Annotated in this window: 20 protein-coding genes; 8 read left to right on the forward strand and 12 right to left on the reverse strand. The window is 69.6% G+C overall.

The window, feature by feature from the left end; all coding sequences use genetic code 11:
- Together AC069H_RS24555 and AC069H_RS24560 are read right to left on the reverse strand one after the other, a co-directional pair.
- Positions 1 to 669: an alpha/beta hydrolase gene (locus AC069H_RS24555; protein ID WP_478233948.1), complete on the reverse strand. Its 669-nt coding sequence runs from the start codon at positions 667 to 669 to the stop codon at positions 1 to 3.
- A 62-nt stretch (positions 670 to 731) separates the two neighbouring features.
- Entirely contained in the window at positions 732 to 1,664 is a 933-nt protein-coding gene (locus tag AC069H_RS24560; RefSeq protein WP_340684692.1) for a LysR family transcriptional regulator, read from the reverse strand.
- A gap of 102 nt (positions 1,665 to 1,766) precedes the next feature.
- On the opposite strand from AC069H_RS24560, the gene AC069H_RS24565 reads away from it, so the two are divergent.
- Together AC069H_RS24565 and AC069H_RS24570 are read left to right on the forward strand one after the other, a co-directional pair.
- Positions 1,767 to 2,708: a DMT family transporter gene (locus AC069H_RS24565; protein WP_478225029.1), complete on the forward strand. Its 942-nt coding sequence runs from the start codon at positions 1,767 to 1,769 to the stop codon at positions 2,706 to 2,708.
- Positions 2,705 to 3,049, forward strand: a complete 345-nt coding sequence (locus AC069H_RS24570) for a hypothetical protein (RefSeq protein ID WP_478225028.1) — start codon at positions 2,705 to 2,707, stop codon at positions 3,047 to 3,049. Before AC069H_RS24565 ends, AC069H_RS24570 begins: the two co-directional genes overlap by 4 nt.
- 85 nt (positions 3,050 to 3,134) lie before the next feature.
- On the opposite strand, the gene AC069H_RS24575 is transcribed toward AC069H_RS24570, so the two are convergent.
- Genes AC069H_RS24575 through AC069H_RS24585 form a run of 3 tightly spaced genes read right to left on the reverse strand, consistent with a single transcriptional unit; the run spans position 3,135 to position 5,574 of the window.
- On the reverse strand, positions 3,135 to 3,503 hold the full coding sequence (locus tag AC069H_RS24575; RefSeq protein WP_465372262.1) for a DUF4345 domain-containing protein: 369 nt from the start codon (positions 3,501 to 3,503) through the stop codon (positions 3,135 to 3,137).
- Positions 3,504 to 4,178, reverse strand: coding sequence for a response regulator (locus tag AC069H_RS24580; protein WP_478233949.1), 675 nt, complete (start codon positions 4,176 to 4,178; stop codon positions 3,504 to 3,506). It abuts the gene before it with no gap.
- Positions 4,179 to 4,218: 40 nt separating this feature from the next.
- On the reverse strand, positions 4,219 to 5,574 hold the full coding sequence (locus AC069H_RS24585; RefSeq protein ID WP_478233950.1) for a PspC domain-containing protein: 1,356 nt from the start codon (positions 5,572 to 5,574) through the stop codon (positions 4,219 to 4,221).
- 110 nt (positions 5,575 to 5,684) lie between these two features.
- Between AC069H_RS24585 and AC069H_RS24590 the strand changes: the two genes are divergently transcribed.
- Together AC069H_RS24590 and AC069H_RS24595 are read left to right on the forward strand one after the other, a co-directional pair.
- Positions 5,685 to 6,956, forward strand: a complete 1,272-nt coding sequence (locus tag AC069H_RS24590; RefSeq protein WP_478233951.1) for a PspC domain-containing protein — start codon at positions 5,685 to 5,687, stop codon at positions 6,954 to 6,956.
- Positions 6,949 to 7,182: a hypothetical protein gene (locus AC069H_RS24595; protein ID WP_478225022.1), complete on the forward strand. Its 234-nt coding sequence runs from the start codon at positions 6,949 to 6,951 to the stop codon at positions 7,180 to 7,182. Before AC069H_RS24590 ends, AC069H_RS24595 begins: the two co-directional genes overlap by 8 nt.
- A gap of 292 nt (positions 7,183 to 7,474) precedes the next feature.
- Here the strand turns inward: AC069H_RS24595 and guaA are convergent, their stop codons facing one another.
- The gene (guaA, locus tag AC069H_RS24600) at positions 7,475 to 9,031 is read right to left on the reverse strand and encodes a glutamine-hydrolyzing GMP synthase (RefSeq protein ID WP_478233952.1); all 1,557 of its coding nucleotides are present in this window, start codon (positions 9,029 to 9,031) and stop codon (positions 7,475 to 7,477) included.
- A 126-nt stretch (positions 9,032 to 9,157) separates the two neighbouring features.
- Here guaA and AC069H_RS24605 point away from each other — a divergent pair, with 126 nt between their 5' ends.
- From AC069H_RS24605 to AC069H_RS24615, 3 genes are read left to right on the forward strand one after another with little or no spacing between them, the layout of a single operon-like run.
- Positions 9,158 to 9,703, forward strand: coding sequence for a DinB family protein (locus AC069H_RS24605; protein ID WP_478233953.1), 546 nt, complete (start codon positions 9,158 to 9,160; stop codon positions 9,701 to 9,703).
- A gap of 52 nt (positions 9,704 to 9,755) precedes the next feature.
- The gene (locus AC069H_RS24610) at positions 9,756 to 10,790 is read left to right on the forward strand and encodes a zinc-dependent alcohol dehydrogenase family protein (RefSeq protein ID WP_478233954.1); all 1,035 of its coding nucleotides are present in this window, start codon (positions 9,756 to 9,758) and stop codon (positions 10,788 to 10,790) included.
- Between the two features lie 18 nt (positions 10,791 to 10,808).
- Entirely contained in the window at positions 10,809 to 12,254 is a 1,446-nt protein-coding gene (locus AC069H_RS24615) for an aldehyde dehydrogenase family protein (RefSeq protein ID WP_478233955.1), read from the forward strand.
- On the opposite strand, the gene AC069H_RS24620 is transcribed toward AC069H_RS24615, so the two are convergent.
- Genes AC069H_RS24620 through AC069H_RS24635 form a run of 4 tightly spaced genes read right to left on the reverse strand, consistent with a single transcriptional unit; the run spans position 12,251 to position 16,515 of the window.
- Positions 12,251 to 13,690: an FAD-binding oxidoreductase gene (locus AC069H_RS24620; RefSeq protein WP_478233956.1), complete on the reverse strand. Its 1,440-nt coding sequence runs from the start codon at positions 13,688 to 13,690 to the stop codon at positions 12,251 to 12,253. The two genes, AC069H_RS24615 and AC069H_RS24620, sit on opposite strands and share 4 nt — an antisense overlap.
- Before the next feature lie 37 nt (positions 13,691 to 13,727).
- The gene (locus AC069H_RS24625) at positions 13,728 to 14,522 is read right to left on the reverse strand and encodes an ABC transporter ATP-binding protein (protein WP_034304416.1); all 795 of its coding nucleotides are present in this window, start codon (positions 14,520 to 14,522) and stop codon (positions 13,728 to 13,730) included.
- Positions 14,519 to 15,577, reverse strand: coding sequence for a FecCD family ABC transporter permease (locus tag AC069H_RS24630; protein WP_478233957.1), 1,059 nt, complete (start codon positions 15,575 to 15,577; stop codon positions 14,519 to 14,521). The genes AC069H_RS24625 and AC069H_RS24630 overlap by 4 nt, the downstream gene beginning before the upstream one ends.
- Entirely contained in the window at positions 15,574 to 16,515 is a 942-nt protein-coding gene (locus AC069H_RS24635) for a FecCD family ABC transporter permease (protein WP_378443504.1), read from the reverse strand. The genes AC069H_RS24630 and AC069H_RS24635 overlap by 4 nt, the downstream gene beginning before the upstream one ends.
- A gap of 119 nt (positions 16,516 to 16,634) precedes the next feature.
- On the opposite strand from AC069H_RS24635, the gene AC069H_RS24640 reads away from it, so the two are divergent.
- Positions 16,635 to 17,618, forward strand: a complete 984-nt coding sequence (locus tag AC069H_RS24640; RefSeq protein WP_478233958.1) for an ABC transporter substrate-binding protein — start codon at positions 16,635 to 16,637, stop codon at positions 17,616 to 17,618.
- Positions 17,619 to 17,642: 24 nt separating this feature from the next.
- Here the strand turns inward: AC069H_RS24640 and AC069H_RS24645 are convergent, their stop codons facing one another.
- The gene (locus AC069H_RS24645) at positions 17,643 to 18,365 is read right to left on the reverse strand and encodes a maleylpyruvate isomerase N-terminal domain-containing protein (protein WP_478233959.1); all 723 of its coding nucleotides are present in this window, start codon (positions 18,363 to 18,365) and stop codon (positions 17,643 to 17,645) included.
- Between the two features lie 9 nt (positions 18,366 to 18,374).
- A complete protein-coding gene (locus tag AC069H_RS24650; RefSeq protein ID WP_478233960.1) occupies positions 18,375 to 20,081 on the reverse strand; it encodes a GMC family oxidoreductase N-terminal domain-containing protein in 1,707 nt (568 codons plus the stop codon).
- Between the last annotated feature and the right edge of the window lie 15 nt (positions 20,082 to 20,096).

Below are 20,096 nucleotides of genomic sequence, written 5' to 3' on the forward strand. Positions count from 1 at the left end.
CTAGAGCCGCTCGAGGACCAGCGTCGCCAACTCGACAGGACGGCTGAGATACGGGCTGTGGCCGGCCCGCCAGGTCACCGTCGTGTCGCACCGGGCGGCGAAGTGGACGACCATTTCCGGGACGAGCGCCCGGTCTTCGGTGCAGGTGATGTAGGTGGTCGGGGTGTCCTTCCACGCCGAGCCTTCCGGTGACTCGTCGAAGATCGTGACAGGCTCGGGACGCAGCAGGGCCGTGGCACGCTCGGCGACGGCGTCCGTGCAGTCGGCGTACATGGCCTCGCGGACGGCGGCGAGGTCGAGGTGGGTCAGGCCTTGGTCGTCGAAGGTCAAGGGCAGCTGCTGGGGCTCGCGTCCGGTTTCTTCTCTGGTCCGCTCGATCCAGTACTGGGCGGTTTCCCCCGGTTCACTGACGATCGCGGCCAGGTAGACCAGGTGCGCGGCCCCCCGGAGGCCGCTGGCGGTCAGCCCGCCTAAGGAGTGCGCGAGCACCACCGGTGGCTCGGTCGCCTTGTCGACGATTTCCTGGACGGTCCGGGTGGTTTCGGCGATCGGACGCCCGCCCAGGTCGGGGACGGTGACCACGGCGCCTTCCCTGCGCAGGCGTTCGACGACGTCGTCGAAGTGAGCGGGCTGGTGCCATGAGCCGTGCAGGACGATCAGGGGACGCACCGGGGTCCTTTCGCTGGCGGGTTCCCTGCCAGGTTGTCGACCGCCAGTGCGGCTGTTCAAGCTCAGCCGGTTTTCGTGCCCACTCGGCCAGTCCCGCTTACCTGTCCGGCCCCTTCGCGGATCGCGAGGAGGAACCGTCGCACCGCGGGGTGTTCCCTGGCGTGCGCGGCCACGGCGGCGTGGATGGACCGCACCGGATCCGGCCGCCGGACCTTGCGGATGGCGACGCCGGGATGCGGGGCGCCGAGGCCGAGCTCCGGGATCAGCGCGACACCGAGCCCGGCGGCCACGAACCCTTGTGCCGTCTGGTAATCCTCGGATTCGACGACGTGGTTCGGGGCGAATCCGGCCGCGCCGCAGGCGTCGAGGAGGATGTCGCGGCAGGCGCCGGGGAGACCGTCGACGCCGACCCACGGATCCTCGGCGAGTTCGCCGAGATCGAGGACGCGTTTGCGGGCGAGCCGGTGGTTCTTCGGCAGGATCGCGCGGTACGGATCGTCGAGCAGGTGGACGTACTCGACCCCCTTGATCCGGGGAGTGCTGCTGGGGAGCACGATCATCGCGACGTCGGCCTTGCCCGACTCGATCTCGGGCATCGAATCGTCGGGTTCGACCAGTTTCAGGTCGAGGCGGACACCGGGGAAGTCCCGGCGCAGCGCGGCGACGGCCAAGGGCACCAGCGACGCGCCCGCGGTGGCGAAATAGCGGATCGCGAGCCTGCCCGTGCGGCCTTCCTTGAGTTCGGTGAGCGCGGCTTCGGCCTTGGCGAGCTGCGTGCTCAGCGTTTCCGCGTGTTCGGACAGCAGCGAACCGGCTGGCGTCGGCCGCACGCCGCGGCCGACGCGTTCGAGCAGTTCGACGCCCGCTTCCCTTTCCAGGGTGGACAATTGCTGGCTGATCGCGGAAGGTGTGTAGCCGAGGTTCCGGGCGGCGGCGGTGATCGAACCGCTGCTGATGACGGCTCGGAGGACCTGCATGCGGCGGACGTCCAGCATGCTCCGATCGTACAGTTCTTCTTAAGGCTCCCTGCAGTTATTTTCGCTTGTCCTTACGCGTCGGCGCGGCGAAGCTGGGCCAGGCACTTAAGGAGGACTGGGGTGGGCGAGACGAAGACCCTGCTGCGGATCGGCGCGCTGGCGCTCATGTGGGGATCGAGTTTCTTCTGGATCAAACTGGGGCTCGGCGCGTTCTCGCCGGTGCAGCTGGTGCTGGCGCGGGTGGCGCTCGGCGCGGCGGTGCTGATCGGGCTCTGCTACCTCGGCCGGGACCGGCTGCCGTCGGGACGGCGGATCTGGGGGCACCTGGCCGTCGCGGCGTTCTTCCACAACGCGCTGCCGTTCCTACTGTTCGCGTGGGGTGAGCTGACCGTCGACTCCGGGATCACCGGGGTGCTGAACTCGACGACACCCCTGTGGGTGTTGCTGGCCGCGCCGATGATGGGCGCGCGGACGAAGATGACCGCGGTGCGGGTCACCGGACTCGTCGTCGGGCTCGCCGGGATCCTGCTGATCTTCGCGCCGTGGGAGGCCTCCGGCCTGCTCAGCTGGGGCGCGTTGGCGTGCCTCGCGGCGGCCGCGAGCTACGGGTTCGCGTTCGTCTACGAGGGCAAGTACCTCACCGGTACCGGTGACTCGCCGCTGTCGCTGGCCGGCGGGCAGATGCTGCTGGCGACCGGGTTCCTGCTGCTCGCGATGCCGATGGGCGGGTTCGAACCGGTGAACCTGAGCACCGGCGCGATCGTCGCGGTCGTGATCCTGGGGATCGGGTCGACCGGGATCGCGTTCGCGCTGAACTACCAGCTCCTCGCGAGCGAGGGCGCCGTCGCGGCGTCGATCGTCGGCTACCTGCTGCCGGTGGTTTCGGTACTGCTGGGGGCGGTGTTCCTGGCCGAGCCGCTGAACCTGCGGGTGATCGCCGGAATGGTCGTCGTGCTGGGCGGGGTCGCGCTGACCCGGCTCCGCCCGCGGGAGCAAGGGACCTTTGCTACCACTCCGCAGGTCGAGCGCCCCCTCGCCGCCGCCGGGGAGGCCGCGCCGTGACCGCCACGACGACGTTGTGGCGGCCGACGGGCCCGGCGGAGCTCGACCTCGTCCGCGAGTCGGGCTGGCGCGAGTGGCCGCCGCGGCTGCCGGAGCAGCCGATCTTCTACCCGGTGCTGAACGAGGACTACGCGATCAAGATCGCCCGCGACTGGAACGTGCGGTACGACGGCGCCGGGTTCGTGACGCGGTTCGAGGTCGAGACCGCGTTCGTCGAGCGGTACCCCGTCCAGCAGGCGGGCGGGAAGACGATCCTGGAGCTCTGGGTCCCGGCCGAGGACCTCGCCGAGTTCAACGCGCACATCGTCGGGAAGATCGAGGTCACCCACGAATTCCGCTGACCTGCGTTTAGCGGGCAAAACGCGATGCGGTGGGGCCTGGGGGCTCGCCGGATCGCGATTAGCCCGCTAAACGCAGGTCAGGGCGTCAGAGGGTCGCGAGGATGAGCAGGGCGGCGAGGACGATCTCGACCCAGAAGTAGAGCCAGCTCGGATAGAACCGCTCCGGCCGCTCCGCGAACCGCGCGACCAGCCGTCCGAAGGCCATCCCGGCGAGCGCGACGGCCACCGCGATCGCGGCGCCCCGCTGTATCCCGCCGACGTCGAAAGCCGCGAACCCGAGCAGCACCGCGACAGCCACCCCGAAGCCGCCGTACACCGCGCGCACTTCGGTCCGCGCCGTCGCCGACTCCAGCGAGATGCCGAACGGCCGGATCAGCCGTTTCGGCGCGACGAGCCCGAGCAGCCCCATGCCCAGGAAGAACACGGCCACCAGGCCGATGAGAACAGGCGCCACCTAGACGAGACGCCGGTCGGAAGCCCAGCGCGAAAGCTCGTACCGGTTCGAAAGCTGCGTCTTCCGCAGCACGCTCGACACATGCGTCTCGACGGTCTTCACCGAGATGAACAGCTCCGACGCGATCTCCTTGTACGCGTACCCGCGCGCGAGCAGCCGCAGCACGTCACGCTCACGCGGGGTCAGCAGGTCGAGATCCGGGTCGCTGATCGGCGCGGAACCCGGCCGGTCGGCGAAGGCGTCGAGCACGAATCCGGCCAGCCGCGGCGAGAACACCGCGTCCCCCTCCGAGACCCGCACGACGGCACGGACGAGTTCCTTCGACGAGATCGTCTTCGTGACGTAGCCCCGCGCCCCCGCGCGGATCACGGCGATCACGTCCTCCGCGGCGTCGGAGACCGACAGCGCGAGGAACACGACGTCCGGCAGTTCCGGCCGGACCCGGCGCAGCACCTCGGCGCCGCCGCCGTCCGGCATGTGCACGTCGAGCAGCACGACCTGCGGTTTGGTCCGGGCGATGCCCGCGACCGCTTCGGCGACCGAGCCCGCCTCGCCGACCACGCGGACGTCGTCGGTGATCGAGTCCAGTTCGGTGCGCACACCCGCGCGGAAGAGCGCGTGGTCGTCGACGAGGAAGACCTTGACCGGCTCCCGCGTCTGCTGGTTCTCCGTCACGATGCTCCCTCGCTCGCCCTGTCCCGTGAGCATAGCGACCTCACGCCGCGCCCTTCCCCGCCTTGACCGGCATCTCCAGCTGGACCTCGGTTCCTTCACCCGGTGCGGTACGCAGCTTGCACTTGCCCCCGTGCCGTTCCATCCGCCCCCGGATGGAATCGGCGAGACCGTGCCGGTCGCTCGGCACGACGTCGGGGTCGAACCCCTTGCCCCTGTCCCGCACGAAGACCGTCACCGCTGTCGGCTCGACCTCGGCGTACACACTTACCTCGTCGACACCCGCGTGCTTGGCGGCGTTGACGATCGCTTCGCGTGCCGCCTGGACCAGCGCGGTCAGCGGCTCGTTCAGCGTGGCCTCCCCCACGACGACCTGCTGCACCGAAATCGCGAACGCGTCCTCGACCTCGCCGCACGCGGCGGCGAGCACTTCGGACAGCTGACCGCTGACGGCCTCTTCCTCGGTCTTCTTGCTCTTGCCGTACCCCGACGGCCCGTACAGCCAGCCACGCAGCTCGCGTTCCTGACCGCGCGCGAGCCTCGCGACCTCACGCGGCGATTCCGCCTGCTTCTGGATCAGCGCGAGGGTCTGGAGGACCGAGTCGTGCAGATGCGCGGCGATCTCGGCGCGTTCGTCGGTGCGGATGCGCGCCATCCGCTCGTCGGACAGGTCGCGGACCAGGCGCAGCCAGAACGGGACGGTCAGCACGGCGACCCCGAACAGCGTCGCGATCACGGCGACCAGCGCGAACTTGACCTGGTCGATGCTGCCGCTCTCCAGGACGACGACGCCGATGCCGGTCATCACCAGGGCGACACCGGCGACCACGCGGATCGCGGCCGACCAGCCTCCGCCGCCGAGGAACGCCGTGGCGACACCGCCCTTGGCACTGACGCGCCAGCGCCGTCGTTGCGACTCGTCGGCCTCCCGCCAGACGACGGCCGCACCGATCATCGCCAGCGCCAGCGGGATGGCCACCCAGCCGCTGATCAGGCCGGTCAACGTGCCGCTGGCGACGGCGAGACCGACACCCAGCGCCATCAGGCCGAACGCCTGCTGTTTCTCCTTCGGCGCTGATTTCTCCGGCTCGACCTCGCCGGATTGCTGCTGGACGAACACCCAGAGCAGGCCGTACGCGAGCAGTCCGGCGCCGTTCAGGGCGGCCAGCAACGCGAACGCGGTCCGGACCCAGAGCACCTTGACGCCGAGGTGGTCGGCGAGACCGCCGGCGACACCCGCGATGGCGCGGCCGGAGCGGCGGCGGTACATCTTGGGCGGCTCGAACGGTGCCGGGGACAGGCTGCCGGGAACGGGCACCGGAGTGCGCTCGATGATCGTCGGCTTCACCTGTTCGGCGAGGTCGTTGGGGGCGGATTCCTGCACGTTCTCCATGGTCACACGGAGTGGGGTACTGATCCATCGGGGAAACCCCTGACTCTTCCCGCTGGGGGAAACCTCAGGGACGTTCCCGGATGTGGCGGGGGCCGCCGGGGCGCATTCTTTGTGGCATGAGTGGGAGTGAGACACAGGTTCCGAAGCGCGGCCCCGCGGCCGGCTTCGAGGAGACCGTCAAGGATTTCTGGCGGAGCAGGCCGGTCCGCCCGGTGGCGGGCCGCAAGTTCGCCGGTGTGGCCGCCGGCATCGGCTACCGGTACGGCATCGACCCGACCGTGGTCCGTGTCGCGCTGGTCGCGGCGACCGTGTTCGGCGGTTTCGGCGTCTTCGTCTATCTGCTGGGCTGGCTGTTCCTGCCGCAGGAGGGCGACCGCGTTTCCGCTTTCGAGGGTCTGATCGGACGGGGCCGCGCGTCGAGTTCGCCCGCGTTCGCGGTGCTGCTGCTGATCCTGCTGTTCCCCGGTCTCACCTGGACCTTGAGCGGCGGCTGGATGACCGACGGCACCGGGCTGATCGGGTTCGCGCTGATGGCCGTCGCGCTGTATCTGCTGCACCGCAACCGCGGTCAGTTCAACCGGCCGTCGATGCCCGCCCCGGCTCAGCCTGCCGCCGCGTTCTCGATGGCGTCGGCCTCGGCCGCCTCTACCTCGACGGCGACCGAGGGCGGCTGGGACCCGCTCGCGGCCGACCCGTCCGCTTGGGATCTGCCGAACGCTTCACTGTCCGGCGGAATGCCGCCGCAGCCCCCTCCGCCGCCTCCCGCGCCGCCGATGCCCCGTCGCCGCAAGTCGAAGATCGGCGCCGCGACCTTCGGGATCGCCGTGCTGGTCGGTGGGATCGGCACCGTCCTCGGCCTGGACGGCGAGGCGTGGTTCACACCGCAGCACGTCATCGGGCTCACCCTGGGTGTGGTCGGTATCGGTCTGGTGGCCGGTTCGTTCGTTCGGGGTGGTCGCGGGCTGATCGGGCTCGCGGTGCCGCTGGCGATCGTCGGGATGGCGCTGACCACGGTGCCGTTCGAGAACTTCTCCGTGAAGGGCGGCGTCGGCGACCTGACGGCGACGCCGAGCCAGGTGTCCGAGGTACTGCCGGAGTACCACCGCTCGGCGGGCAACATCGACGTCGACCTGACCAAGCTGCCGGCGGGCGCTTCGGTGACCACGAAGGTCTCCAACGGGGCGGGCAACTCGACGGTGCTCGTGCCGGCGGGTGCCGAAGTGAAGGTCTCCTGCGAGACGGGCGCGGGCGAGGTCGACTGCCTCGGTCAGTCCCGCTCGGGGGTCGGCGAGGACGCCGTCGACTTCACCGCGCCTGGCGACAACGGGCAGAAGATCACTTTGCAGGTCAAGAACGGTGTCGGGAACGTGGAGGTGCGTCGTGGCTGAGTACGACTACGACAACACGCAGACCCAGTCGGCTCAGCCGTCGAAGCGCGGGGTGGACGTCTTCACCCTGATCATCGGCATCGCGACGCTGCTGGTGTCGGGTTACGTCCTCTCGGACGGCTCCTCGTGGCTGCCGCAGTTCGACTTCCGGTGGGTCATGGCGGGTGGGGCGATCTTCGTCGGCGTCCTGCTGCTCGCCGCTTCGCTGCGCAAGAGCCGCCGCTAGCGGCGCCGCTCACGCCCCACCTCACTCCGAAGGCCCCGGCCCCTCGCCGGGGCCTTCGCCTTGCTCCCACCCCGGCGCCCGACCTGCGTTTAGCCCCCTAATCGCGATCTGGGCGGCGCTGGGTGCCCACGGCCACCGACCTGCGTTTCGCGGGCTAATCGCGATCCGGGCCGCGGCCGGCGCCCAAGACCCCAGAGCGCAGTTAGCGGGCTAAACGCGATCCGGGCGCCCGGGGTGCCCAGAGGCGCCAGATCGCGATTAGGGGGCTAAACGCAGGTCCGGGCGGGGCCGGTCACTCCCACTCGATGGTGCCCGGCGGCTTGGACGTGACGTCCAGGACCACCCGGTTCACCTCGGCGACCTCGTTGGTGATGCGGGTCGAGATCCGCTCCAGCACCTCGTAGGGCAGCCGCGTCCAGTCCGCGGTCATCGCGTCCTCGGACGACACGGGCCGCAGCACGATCGGGTGCCCGTAGGTCCGCCCGTCGCCCTGGACGCCGACGCTGCGGACGTCGGCCAGCAGCACCACCGGGCACTGCCAGATCTCGCCGTCCAGCCCGGCCGCGGTGAGCTCCTCGCGCGCGATGGCGTCCGCCGCGCGCAGCGTCTCGAGCCGCTCGGCGTCGACGGCGCCGATGATCCGGATGCCGAGCCCCGGGCCGGGGAACGGCTGCCGCTGCACGATCGTCTCCGGCAGCCCGAGCTCCAGCCCGACGCGGCGCACCTCGTCCTTGAACAGCAGGCGCAGCGGCTCGACGAGCTCGAACTGCAGGTCGTCGGGCAGTCCGCCGACGTTGTGGTGGCTCTTGATGGTCGCCGCGCCCTCACCGCCGCCGGACTCGACGACGTCCGGGTACAGCGTGCCCTGGACCAAGAACTTGTAGTCGCCCTTGGCCTTGAGGTCGCGCTCGGCCTGCTCGAACACGCGGATGAACTCGCGCCCGATGATCTTGCGCTTCTCCTCGGGATCGGTGACCCCGGCCAGCGCGTCGAGGAACCGGTCGCGCGCGTCGACGGTCACCAGGTTGACCCCGGTCGCGGCGACGAAATCGCGTTCGACCTGGGTGCGCTCGCCGGAGCGGAGCAGACCGTGGTCGACGAACACGCAGGTCAGCCGGTCGCCGATGGCCCGCTGGACCAGCGCGGCGGCCACGGCGGAGTCGACGCCGCCGGAGAGCCCGCAGATCGCCCGGCCGTCGCCGACCTGCTCGGCGATGCGCTTGACCTGGTCGTCGACGATGGACGACGTCGTCCACTGCGGCTTGATGCCCGCGATGTCGTGCAGGAAGCGGCGAAGCACCTCCTGGCCGTGCGGCGAGTGGTGCACCTCGGGGTGGTACTGGACACCGGCGAAGCGGCGCTTGACGTCTTCGAACCCGGCGACGGCGGCGCCGTCACTCGAAGCGGTCACGGTGGCGCCCTCGGGAGCCTTGGTGACGCTGTCGTTGTGGCTCATCCAGGCGGGCTGGTTGCTCGGGAGGCCGGCGTGCAGGACACCGCCCTCACCGGCGACGCGGACCTCGGTGCGGCCGAACTCGCGGATCCCGGTCGGCTCGACCGTCCCGCCGAGGGCCTGAGCGAGCACCTGGTGGCCGTAGCAGATGCCGAGGATCGGCACGCCCGCGTCGACCAGTCCGGGGGCGAGGGCGGGGGCGTTCTCCGCGTACACGCTGGAAGGACCACCGGAAAGAATGATCGCGGCGGGGTCCTTGGCGAGGATGTCCTCGGCGGTGGCGGTGTGCGGGACGACCTCGGAGTAGACCTGCGCCTCACGCACACGCCGCGCGATCAGTTGCGCGTACTGCGCCCCGAAGTCCACGACGAGTACCGGACCGGTGGGACTGGGCACCTGAAACCTCCAGATCAGAGCAGTACGCTTCCCCACCATCGTCCCAGGTGGGCCGGGTCACCTCGCCGCCAACCCCCTCACGATTCAGGACAGCGGATGACCGCGAGGCGTCCTAACGTCCGAGACATGGAAATCGACTGGAGCAAGGAACTCTCCGAACAGCTCGACTGGCATTGGACACAGCATCTCCGGCCCCGGCTGGACACCCTCGGCGACGACGAATACCTCTGGGAACCCGTCGAGGACTGCTGGACGATCCGGCCGGACGAGAACGGCACTTTCATGATCGACTGGGCGTATCCGGAGCCGTCTCCGCCGCCGGTGACGACGATCGCGTGGCGCCTCGCCCACATCATCATCGGCGTGTTCGCGATGCGAAACGCGTCGCATTTCGGCGGTCCGCCCGTCGACTACCAGACCTTCCCCTACGCGGGCTCCGCCAGAGAAGCGCTGAAGCAGCTCGACGACGCCTACGCGCGCTGGCGTTACGGCGTCCGCGGCCTCACCGCCGAGGACCTCGCGCGCCCCTGCGGCGAGGCCGAAGGCCCGTACGCGGAGTACCCGCTCGCGACCCTCGTCCTGCACATCAACCGGGAGGCCATCCACCACGGCGCCGAGGTCCTGCTGCTCCGCGACCTCTATCGGTCCCGTCCCCGAACAGATCGCGTTTAGCGGGCTAAACGCGACGCGCCCATACTGGGGCCAGCCGAGGAAAGGACCCGTCTTGCGAGCGACTCTCATCTACGGCGCCGGCGACGTACGCGTCGAGACCGTCCCGGACCCGAAGCTGAGCGAACCGACCGACGCCCTCCTCCGCGTCGTCCGCTCCTGCATCTGCGGCAGCGACCTCTGGCCGTACGGCAGCATGCCCGCGCGCGAGCGCGGCGTCCGGATCGGGCACGAGTTCCTCGGCGTCGTCGAGGCCGTCGGCTCCGACGTCACCACGCTCAAGCCGGGAGACCTGGCCGTAGCGCCTTTCGTCTACTCCGACAACACGTGCCAGTTCTGCCGCGAAGGCCTCCACACCTCCTGCCTGCACGGTGGCAACTGGGGCGCGAAGGGCGTCGACGCCGGCCAGGGCGAGGCCGTCCGCGTCCCCCAGGCCGACGGCACGCTCGTGAAACTGCCGCACACCGAGGACGACGACCTCCTCGCCTCGTTCCTCACGCTCTCCGACGTGTTCGCGACCGGCCACCACGCGGCGGTCAAAGCGGGCGTGAACGAGCGCGCCACCGTCACTGTCATCGGTGACGGCGCCGTCGGTCTCTCCGCGGTTCTCGCGGCGAAGCGCCTCGGAGCCGAGCGCATCATCCTGATGGGCCGCCACCGGACCCGCACGGACCTCGGCCGCGAGTTCGGCGCGACAGACGTCGTAGCCGAGCGCGGCGACGAAGGCATCGAGAAGGTCCGAGAGCTGACGAACGGCGAAGGCACGCACACAGTCCTCGAATGCGTCGGCACGAAGCCCGCCTTCGAGATGGGCGTCGGCGCGGTCCGCCCCGGCGGCACACTCAGCCGCGTCGGCGTGCCGCAGTACGCCGAGGGCCCGATCGGCCCCGCGCTCTTCCGCCGCAACATCACCGTCACCGGTGGCGTCGCCCCGGCCCGCCACTACATCCCCGAGCTGCTCGAAGACGTCGTCGAGGGCAAGTACCAGCCGGGCAAGGTCTTCGACCGGACCATCGGGCTCGAAGAGGTCCCCGACGGTTACCGTGCGATGGCGGACCGCGAAGCGCTCAAGGTGCTCGTCAAACCCTGACTGGAATACCTTGTCCCCATGGACATGATCACCCCGGAGCCGCGCCCCGCCTGGATCGCCGGACGCCCCGAGCAGGGCGCTTCGACGATCACCGTGCATCACCCCTACGACGGCAGCGAAGTCGCCACCGTCGCGGTGCCCGGACCGGAGCAGGTCGAACGAGCGGTGAGCGCTGCGGCGAGCGTCGCGAAGGAGTTCCGGCGTTCCTCGGCGCACAGCCGCGCCGCGGCGCTCGACCACGTTTCGCGGGTCATCGCCGGCCGGGCCGAGGAGATCGCCGAGGTCATCACCGCCGAGAACGGCAAGCCGCTCAAGTGGGCCGAGGCCGAGGTCCGGCGCGCGGTGTCGGTGTTCCGGATCGCGGCCGAAGAGGCCCGCCGGTTCAGCGGCGACCTGCAGCGCCTGGACACCGACCCGGCGGGCGAGGGCAGGCTGGCGCTCACCCGGCGCATCCCGCGCGGCCCGGTGCTGGGCATCGCGCCGTTCAACTTCCCGCTGAACCTGGTGGCGCACAAGGTCGCGCCGTCGCTCGCGGTCGGCGCGCCGATCATCGTCAAACCCGCGCCGCGCACGCCGTTGTCCGCGCTGATCCTCGGCGAGATCCTGGCCGAGACGGACCTGCCGGAAGGCGCGTTCTCGGTGCTGCCGCTCGGCAACGAGGAGACTTCGGCGCTGGTCGCGGATCCTCGGCTCCCGGTCGTGTCGTTCACCGGTTCGGGTCCGGTCGGCTGGTCGATCGCGGATGCCGCGCCGCGCAAGCACGTCGTGCTCGAACTCGGCGGCAACGCGGCCGCCGTCGTGCTCCGCGACTGGCCGGATCCGGAAGGTGCCGCGGAGCGCATCGCGACCTTCGGCAACTACCAGGCCGGGCAGTCCTGCATCGCCGTGCAGCGCGTGATCGTCGAACGCGAGGTCGCCGAGGAATTCGTGCCCGCCTTGGTGGAAGCCGTACGGGCACAGCGAACCGGTGACCCGTACGACAAGAACACCGACGTCGGCCCGGTCGTCGACGAAGCCGCCGCGGAGCGGATCGTCGCCTGGATCGACGAGGCCGTCGCCGCGGGGGCGAAGATCCTCACCGGCGGCAAGCGAGAGGGCGCGACGGTGCAGCCGACCGTGCTCACCGACGTGCCACCGTCCACAAAGGCCTGGGCGGAGGAGATATTCGGGCCGGTACTCGCAGTATCCCTTGTGGACGGTGTCGACGAGGCTTTCGCGTCGGTCAACGAATCCGCCTACGGCTTGCAGGCCGGAGTGTTCACCCGCGACGTGCATCTCGCCTTCTACGCGTCGACGGAACTCGAAGTGGGCGGCGTGATCATCGGCGACGTCCCGAGCTACCGCGCGGACCAGATGCCCTACGGCGGCGTCAAGGGATCGGGCGTCGGCAGGGAAGGCGTCCTGGCCGCGATGCACGACCTCACCGAGGAACGGGTCACCGTCTTCACCGGCATCGACCTCTAGTCCGGGGTGATGGCCTGCGCGAATCCGAACACCTTGTCCGGGTCGTAGGTCTTCGCCACCTGCTTGAGGCGGGTGGCGTTGCCGCCGTAGTAGGCCGTCATCCAGTCGGGCAGGGCGGGGTCGATGTAGTTGACGTAGCCCCCGTCCAGCCCGAGCCCCGTCACCACCTCCGCGACGGAATCCGTTGCCACGGAACGGTTACGCGCGTCCGCCTGACTGTAGATCTGGACGCTGCCGAGCGCTTTCCGGTGCCAGAACGCGGTGGCGTCCGGGGCAATGTCGGCGACAGCGCCACCGAGACCGTCGACCAGCAGGTCCATTCCGCGCCTGCCCTTGAGGATCGACGTCAGTTTCGCGGGATCCGCCGGTTCGCCGAGAATCCGCGATGAGGCCACAAAGGACTGACGATTCTCGCTGCCGGAGAAGTACTTCATCGCGCCGAGATAGTCGAGCTGCTTGACCGAACGCGTCGCACCGGAGAATCCGTCCAGCATCTTACCCAAGGAAGCGGAATCGCCGACGTAGCAACCGGAAATACGCGCACCGACCGGAGACCCGCCGGACAGCACGACGTTCGCCCACAACTCCGGCGGGGCTTCGGGAAGCCGGCGCTGCCACTCGGCGACGACATCGTCCGCGCTGCCCGCCGGGAAGTGCAAGGAGAACACCGAAACGGCCGACGGCGCGGGATCCGTGCGGAAGGTGAACGAGGTGACGACACCGAAGTTGCCACCTCCCCCACCGCGCAACGCCCAGAACAGCTCCGGCTCGGAATCCGCCGACACCGTCCGGAGTTCCCCGTCCGCCGTGACAACCTGCGCGGACACCAGATGGTCACAGGTGAGACCGTATTTGCGGGCCAGGACACCGATTCCGCCACCGAGCGTCAGCCCGGCGATCCCGACACTCGGACAGGAACCCGCGGGCAGGCAACGGCCCGCGGCGCCCAGCGTCGCGTAGACGTCCTTCAGCTTCGCGCCCGCACCGATCACGACCTGATCACTTTGGACGTCCACTGAGGACATTCCGCTGAGGTCGATCATCAAGCCACCGTCGGGAACCGAGTAGCCGGCGTAGCTGTGGCCTCCACTGCGCGCGGCGATAGGAACCCGCCTCGCGGCAGCGGAAACAGCCGCCTGGACGTCTTCGGGCTTGGCGCATTTCGCTATGGCAGCGGGCTTGAGGCCGTCGAAGGCCGGATTGAACACACCCTTGGCGCTGTCATAACCGGAATCCCCGGGCAGGAGCAGGGAGACCTTGTTCCGCAGCGCGGCCCAGTCCGGCGGGCCGGACGGCGGCGCGACGCCGGTGCTCGGCGGCAACGACGTGCCTGGAGCCGAGCTGGGCGCCTGCGCGGGAGGGGCGGCGGAACACGCCGTCGCGGCCGCCCCGGCCACGGTCGCGCCGGCGAGCTTGAGGAACGCCCTTCTCTCCATGCCCGTTAGACGCCCAGCGGACGGGCAGGTTGCGGCCCTACCCCCGAAGGTGTGCGCTCACCGGCACGACGAGCGGCGTACCGGACACCGGATCGGCCATGACCTTCGCCGTCAGACCGAAGATCTCCTCGAGCAGCGGCTCGGTGAGCACCTCGGCGGGCGGGCCCTGCGCGACGATCCTGCCGTCGCGCATCGCCACCAGCTTGTCGGCGTACCTGGCGGCGAGGTTCAGGTCGTGCAGCACCATCACCACGGTGGTCCCGCGTTCGTCGTGCAGCCGGTACACCAGGTCCAGCACGTCGATCTGGTGCGCCAGGTCGAGATACGTGATCGGCTCGTCGAGCAGGAGCAGGCCGGTCTCCTGCGCCAGCGTCATCGAGATCCACGCCCGCTGCCGCTGCCCGCCGGAGAGCTGGTCGACGACCCGGCCGGCGTGCTCCTCCATCCCGGTCAGCCGCAGCGCCCGCTCGATCGCCTCGTCGTCGGAGGAAGACCACTGCCGGTACCAGCTCTGATGCGGATGCCGCCCCCGCCGGACCAGATCCGAGACGGTCAGCCCTTCGGGTGCGGACGGCGTCTGCGGCAGCAGGCCGATGATCTTGGCGACCTCGCGGGTCGGCAGCTTGTCGATGCGCTCACCGTCGAGCAGCACCGCGCCCTGCCGTGGCTTGAGCAACCGCGCCAGCGCACGCAGCAGGGTCGACTTTCCGCAGCCGTTGGGGCCGATGATCGCGGTGACGGTCCCGTCGAGGACGTCGAGGTCCAGCCCGGTCACGACGGGCGTTTCGCCGTAGCCGAGTTCCAATTCCCGGGCACGCAGTCTGGCGTTCACGCGCGCTCCTCCTTACGGCTGCGGATGAACAGGAAGATCAGGTACGGCGCACCGAGGATCGCCGTGAGCACGCCGACCGGGAGCCCGGACAGGCCGGGCGTCACCCGCACCACGAAATCCGCGCCGACGGTCAGCAACGCGCCGAGGACCATCGAGCCGAACAGCGGCGGCTGCGCGGAGCGGACCAGCCTCAAGGCGATCTGCGGGGTGGCCAGCGCGACGAAGGTGATCGGGCCCGCGGCCGCGGTGGCGACGGCGGCCAAGGCCGCTCCGAGCAGCAGCAGGGTCCCGCGGGCGGCGTCGACCCGGATACCGAGGCCGCGCGCGGTGTCGTCGCCGAACTGGAGGCCGCCGATGGTGTGCCCGGCGACCAGCGTGATCGGCGCGAGCACGGCCAGCGCGAGCAGGACCGGGGCGACCGACTCCCAGCCGACGTCGGCGAGACTGCCGACGATCCACGTCGTCGCCCGCGCGGCGTTGTCGACGTCTCCGATGGTCAGCAGCCAGTACACGAGGTTGTAGCCGACGGCCGAAAGCGCGATACCGATCAGCACGAGCCGGTAGCCGTCGATCCCGCGCCGCCACGAAAGCGCGTACAGCAGGATTCCCGCGATCACGCCGCCCGCCAGTCCGGCGAGAGGGACACCCAGCGTGCTCGCCAGGCCGCTGACCTGGCCGCCGGTGCCGCCCGCGACGATCACGCCGACCGCGCCGACGCCCGCGCCCCAGGTGATGCCGAGGATGTCCGGGCTGGCCAGCGGATTCCTGGCGATGGTCTGGAACAACGCGCCGGACAGCCCGAGGGCCGCGCCGACGCCGATCGCGGTCAAGGTGCGCGGCATCCGCAGGTCGAAGATGATCCCGCGTTCCCGCGCGGTGCCGCCGCCGAACAACGTCTTCAGGACGTCGCCGAGGCCGATGTGGGAGGTGCCGATACCGATGTTCAGCGCCGCGACCAGCACCAGTGCGACCGCCGCGAGGGTCACGACGGCGAGCGTCCTCGGCCGGACGGTCCAGGCCGCCGGGCCGAGCGAGATCACCTTGGGAGCCGTCATATCCGTGCCAGGCCCTTCTTGCGGACGAGGTGGACGAACACCGGCACGCCGAGCACCGCCAGCATGATGCCGACCTCCAGGTTGTCCGACGCGACGACGCGGCCGAGCAGGTCCGCCGCCAGCAGCAGGATCGCGCCGAGCACGGCCGAGAACGGCACCAGCCACCGGTAGTCGGGTCCGCTGATCGCCCGCGCGAAATGAGGGACCAGCAGGCCCAGGAACGCGATCGGGCCGCAGGCGGCGACGGCGGCACCGGTCAGCAGCGTGATCGCGACGACCCCGAGCAGCCGCGTCCGGCCGACCCGCCGTCCGAGCGCGACGGCGACGTCGTCACCGAGCGCGAGCGTGTTCATCCCAGGGGTGTTGATCACCGCGAGAAGCAGGCCCGCGGCCACGAACGGGGCGATCTGGCCGATCATCGCGGGATCCCGGCCCGCGATCGAACCGACGTGCCAGAACCGGTAGGTCTCCATCCCGCGGTCGTCGCCGAGAACGATCGCGGAGATGACGCCGTTGAGCAGGGCGCTCACCGCAGCCCCGGCCAGCGCGAGCGTCACCGGTGTGGCGCCGCGGCCGCCGACCGCGCCGAGCAGGAACACCACCGCACTCGCGACGAGGGCACCGGCGAAACCGAACCAGATGAACGCGTACAGATCGTCGATGCCGAGCACGACGACGGCGAGCACCACCGCGAACGCGGCGCCCTGCGTGACGCCGAGCAGACCGGGGTCCGCGAGCGGATTGCGGGTGTGGCCCTGCATGAGCGCCCCGGCCGCGCCGAGCGCGAGCCCGGCGAGGACACCGAGCAGTGTGCGCGGGACCCGCAACGAACGGACGATCAGGTGGTCCGGCACGCCCGTGGGATGGAAGATCGCGTCCCAGACGACACCCAAAGGAATCGAACGCGCACCCAGGGCGATGCTCGCGACGCAGATCACAGCCAGAAAGGTGACGAGCAGAGCGCCTACTGTCGCCTTTCCAACACGAACTTCCACTGTGGACATCCGCCATCCTATGCTCCGGTTAGGAAAGCCTAACCGCACAGAAAGAGTGGCCCATGACCCCACCCCGGCGCGCAGTCCTCGCCATCGCCGTGACAGCCTGCCTGGCACTCTCCGCATGCGGTGGCGGTGAACAGGAATCCGCTTCCACCGGCACCGGCCAAAGTGGATTCCCGCGCACCGTCGAACACGTGATGGGGTCCGCCCAGATCGAGAAGCAGCCCGCCACCGTCGCGGCGCTCGACTCCAGCTACGTCGATGCCACGCTCGCGCTCGAGACGAAACTGGTGGCGTACACCAAATATCGCAACTACGACAAGCTGCCGGACTACCTGGGCGACGACCGCAAGTACGCCGAGGGCGCCAAGGAGATCGGCGCGCTCGAGAGTCCGGACATCGAGCAGCTGTACGACATCAAGCCGGATTTGATCGTGTCCGCGAAGGTGCGCCACGAGAAGTTCTACGCGGAGTTCAGCAAGGTCTCACCCACGGTGTTCAGCCAGACCACCGGTGCCACCTGGAAGGACAACATCCGGATGCTCGGCAAGGCGCTGGGCAAGGAGGCGTTGGCAGAGCAGAAGATCAAGTCCTACGAGGAGCGGGCCCGCAAGGTCGGCGACGCGATCAAGGCGAAGCTCGGCAAGCCCGCGGCCGTCTCCGTGGTCCGCTTCATCGAGGGGGAGCCGACGGTGCGGCTCTACAGCAGCGCGTCGTTCCCCGGGACCGTGATGGCCGACGCCGGGCTCCAGCGCCCCGCGGGCCAGCCGGACAACAAGACGAAGATCTCCAACGACCTGAGCCAGGAGGAGATCGGGAAGCTCGACGCCGAAGCCATCTTCATCGCCAGCTACACCGATGAGACCAAGCAGGCCGAAAACCCCATGACGAAGTTCCAGTCGAACCCGCTTTGGGGAACCCTCAAGGGAAAGAAGATCGACGTCAACGACACCACCTGGTTCACGTCGGTGAGCCTGCAGGGCGCGCACGCCATGCTCGACGACCTCGCCAAGCAGTTCGGCGTGGACTCGTTCCGAAGCTGACCCTGTCCTCTTCGGACGGTGCCATCACAGCCAGCGCGGCAGCGCAGGCACGTCACCGTCCAAAGAGGAACCATCGCCGCGGCCGGTGACCCAGGCCAATACCTCGCCGCGGGTCCCGGTCAGCGTCGTCAGTTCCCCTTCGCTCATCCGCCACTCGTGGCGATAGCCGTTCTCTTCGGCGGCGACCAGGAGTACGGCGGGCAGTTCGCCGCCGTACATCCCGATGGCGTTGCCGACGACGGTGTCGAACTCGTCACCGAGCAGATCGGCGACGCGGGCGAAGTCGTAGCCGAGGTCCAGATCGGCGAGATGGATCGAGGTCTCGGAGAGCCGAAGCCAAAGCACGAACTCCGCCAGGATCTCGCGTCCCTGCCGGGCGCGCACGCGGACCTGCCACGCGCTGTCCGGCATGCTCTCCGCGACCTCGACCAAGCGCGCCGCGGAGCCGATGACGTCGTCGGCGATCTCCTCGACGGACCGGTACGCGCCCTTCTCGATGTCGTGGTCCCTGGCCGCCTCGCCGGCGTACATCGGTGTCTCGACGCCGGATTTCGCCCAGGTGAGCAGGTTGACCAGGCCGTCGGCGTTCCGCGCGAGGTGGGACAGCAGATGCGCTCGCGTCCAGCCGGGCAGCGCGCTGGGGCCGCGCACGGCCTCCTCGTCCATCCCGCGCACGACGCGCTCCCATTCGCCGTGCAGGGCACGGACGCGGTTCAGCAGGGCGTGTGCGCGTTCAGATGCTGTCACACTCCCAAGTTACCGCCGAAGCGCCGCGGGCGCGTCCGCCGGAACAGCCGGGTTCTTCGGCGCGATCGGTTCGAGCCGCGTGTACGGCGAATCCTGCGGCGGCCTGCTGTCCTGCTCACCCTTGTTGGGCCAGAACGAGAAGGCCCGCTCGGCCTGCGCGGTGATGGTGAGCGAGGGGTTCACACCGAGGTTCGCCGTGATCGCCGAACCATCCACAATGGACAATCCCGGATAGTTGAACACCCGGTGGTACGGGTCGATCACGCCGTTGTCGGGCGCCGTGCCGATCGGGGCGCCACCGATGAAATGCGCCGTGAGCGGGATGTCGAAGATCTCGCCCCAGGTGCCGCCCGCCATGCCGCCGATGCGCTCGGCGGTGCGGAGGTTGGCCTCGTGCCCGGCGGGGATGAAGCTCGGGTTCGGCTCGCCGTGGCCCTGTTTGGACGTGTACTTGCGGCGGCCGAAGAGCCCGCGTTTGGTGTACGTGGTGATGGAGTTGTCGAGGCTCTGCATCACCAGCAGGATCACCGTGCGCTCGCTCCAGCGGTATCCGTTGAGCAGCTTCACCGTCTGGACCGGGTGCTTGAGCATGAAGTTCACGGCCTGGCGCCAGCGCGGGACCGCCGAATCGCCTTCGGTGGCGATGGTCTGGAGCAGGCTCATCGCGTTGCTGCCCTTGCCGTAGCGGACGGGCTCGATATGCGTGTTCTCGTCGGGGTGGATCGACGACGTGATCGCGACGCCGCGGCTGAAGTTCCGCTCCTCGTCGACCGAGGTCCGGGCGGCGCCGATGATGGCCTCGGAGTTCGTGCGGGTCAGTTCGCCGAGACGCGGCGAGAGCTTCGGCAGCTTGGCGGTGTCGCGCATGCTGTGGAGCAGGTTCTGCGTGCCCCACGTGCCGGCGGCGAGCACCACCTGCGCGGCCGTGAGCTTGTGCCGGAACTTGCGAGAGGTGGTCCCGGTCTTCTTGATGCTCACCTCGTACCCACCTGCGTTTAGCGGGCTAATCGCGCTCACGGTGGTGAGCGGGATGACCTTCGCGCCGTCCTTCTCCGCGAGGTACAGGTAATTCTTGACCAGCGTGTTCTTGGCGCCGACGCGGCAGCCGGTCATGCAGGAGCCGCATTCGGTGCAGCCAGTGCGCGCCGGGCCCGCGCCGCCGAAGTACGGGTCCTCGGCTCGCTCCCCCGGCTTGCCGAAGTACACGCCGACGGGCGTCGGATGGTACGAGTCCGGCACGCCCATGTCCTCGGCGACGCCCTTCATGACCACGTCCGACGGCGTGACGCTGGGGTTGGTGACGACGCCCAGCATGCGGCTGGCCTGGTCGTAGTGCGGGCCGAGCTCGGACTCCCAGTCGGTGATGTGGGACCACTGCGGGTCCACGTAGAACGGCCTCAACGGCCGGTACAGCGTGTTCGCGTAGACCAGCGAGCCGCCACCGACGCCCGCGCCGGCGAGCACCATGACGTCCTTGAGCATGTGGATGCGCTGGATGCCGAAGCAGCCGACTTGAGGCGCCCAGACGTAGCGGCGAAGGTCCCAGGACGTCTTCGCGAACTCGTCGTCGGCGAAGCGGCGGCCCGCCTCGATGACGGCGACGCGGTAGCCCTTCTCGGTCAGCCGGAGAGCGGCGACACTGCCGCCGAACCCGGAGCCGACGACGATCACGTCGTAGTCGAAGTCGTCTTCAGTGGTGGTGTTACTCGCAGTCACACCCTCGACTGTAAC

This window comes from Amycolatopsis sp. NPDC043887 (assembly GCF_056435665.1).

Coding starts and splice junctions, on each gene's coding strand:
- AC069H_RS24590 (WP_478233951.1), top strand. CDS start 5,685: ATGAGTGGGAGTGAGACACAGGTTCCGAAGCGCGGCCCCGCGGCCGGC.
- AC069H_RS24620 (WP_478233956.1), bottom strand. CDS start 13,690: ATGGAGAGAAGGGCGTTCCTCAAGCTCGCCGGCGCGACCGTGGCCGGG.
- AC069H_RS24615 (WP_478233955.1), top strand. CDS start 10,809: ATGGACATGATCACCCCGGAGCCGCGCCCCGCCTGGATCGCCGGACGC.
- AC069H_RS24605 (WP_478233953.1), top strand. CDS start 9,158: ATGGAAATCGACTGGAGCAAGGAACTCTCCGAACAGCTCGACTGGCAT.
- AC069H_RS24630 (WP_478233957.1), bottom strand. CDS start 15,577: ATGACGGCTCCCAAGGTGATCTCGCTCGGCCCGGCGGCCTGGACCGTC.
- AC069H_RS24560 (WP_340684692.1), bottom strand. CDS start 1,664: ATGCTGGACGTCCGCCGCATGCAGGTCCTCCGAGCCGTCATCAGCAGC.
- AC069H_RS24640 (WP_478233958.1), top strand. CDS start 16,635: ATGACCCCACCCCGGCGCGCAGTCCTCGCCATCGCCGTGACAGCCTGC.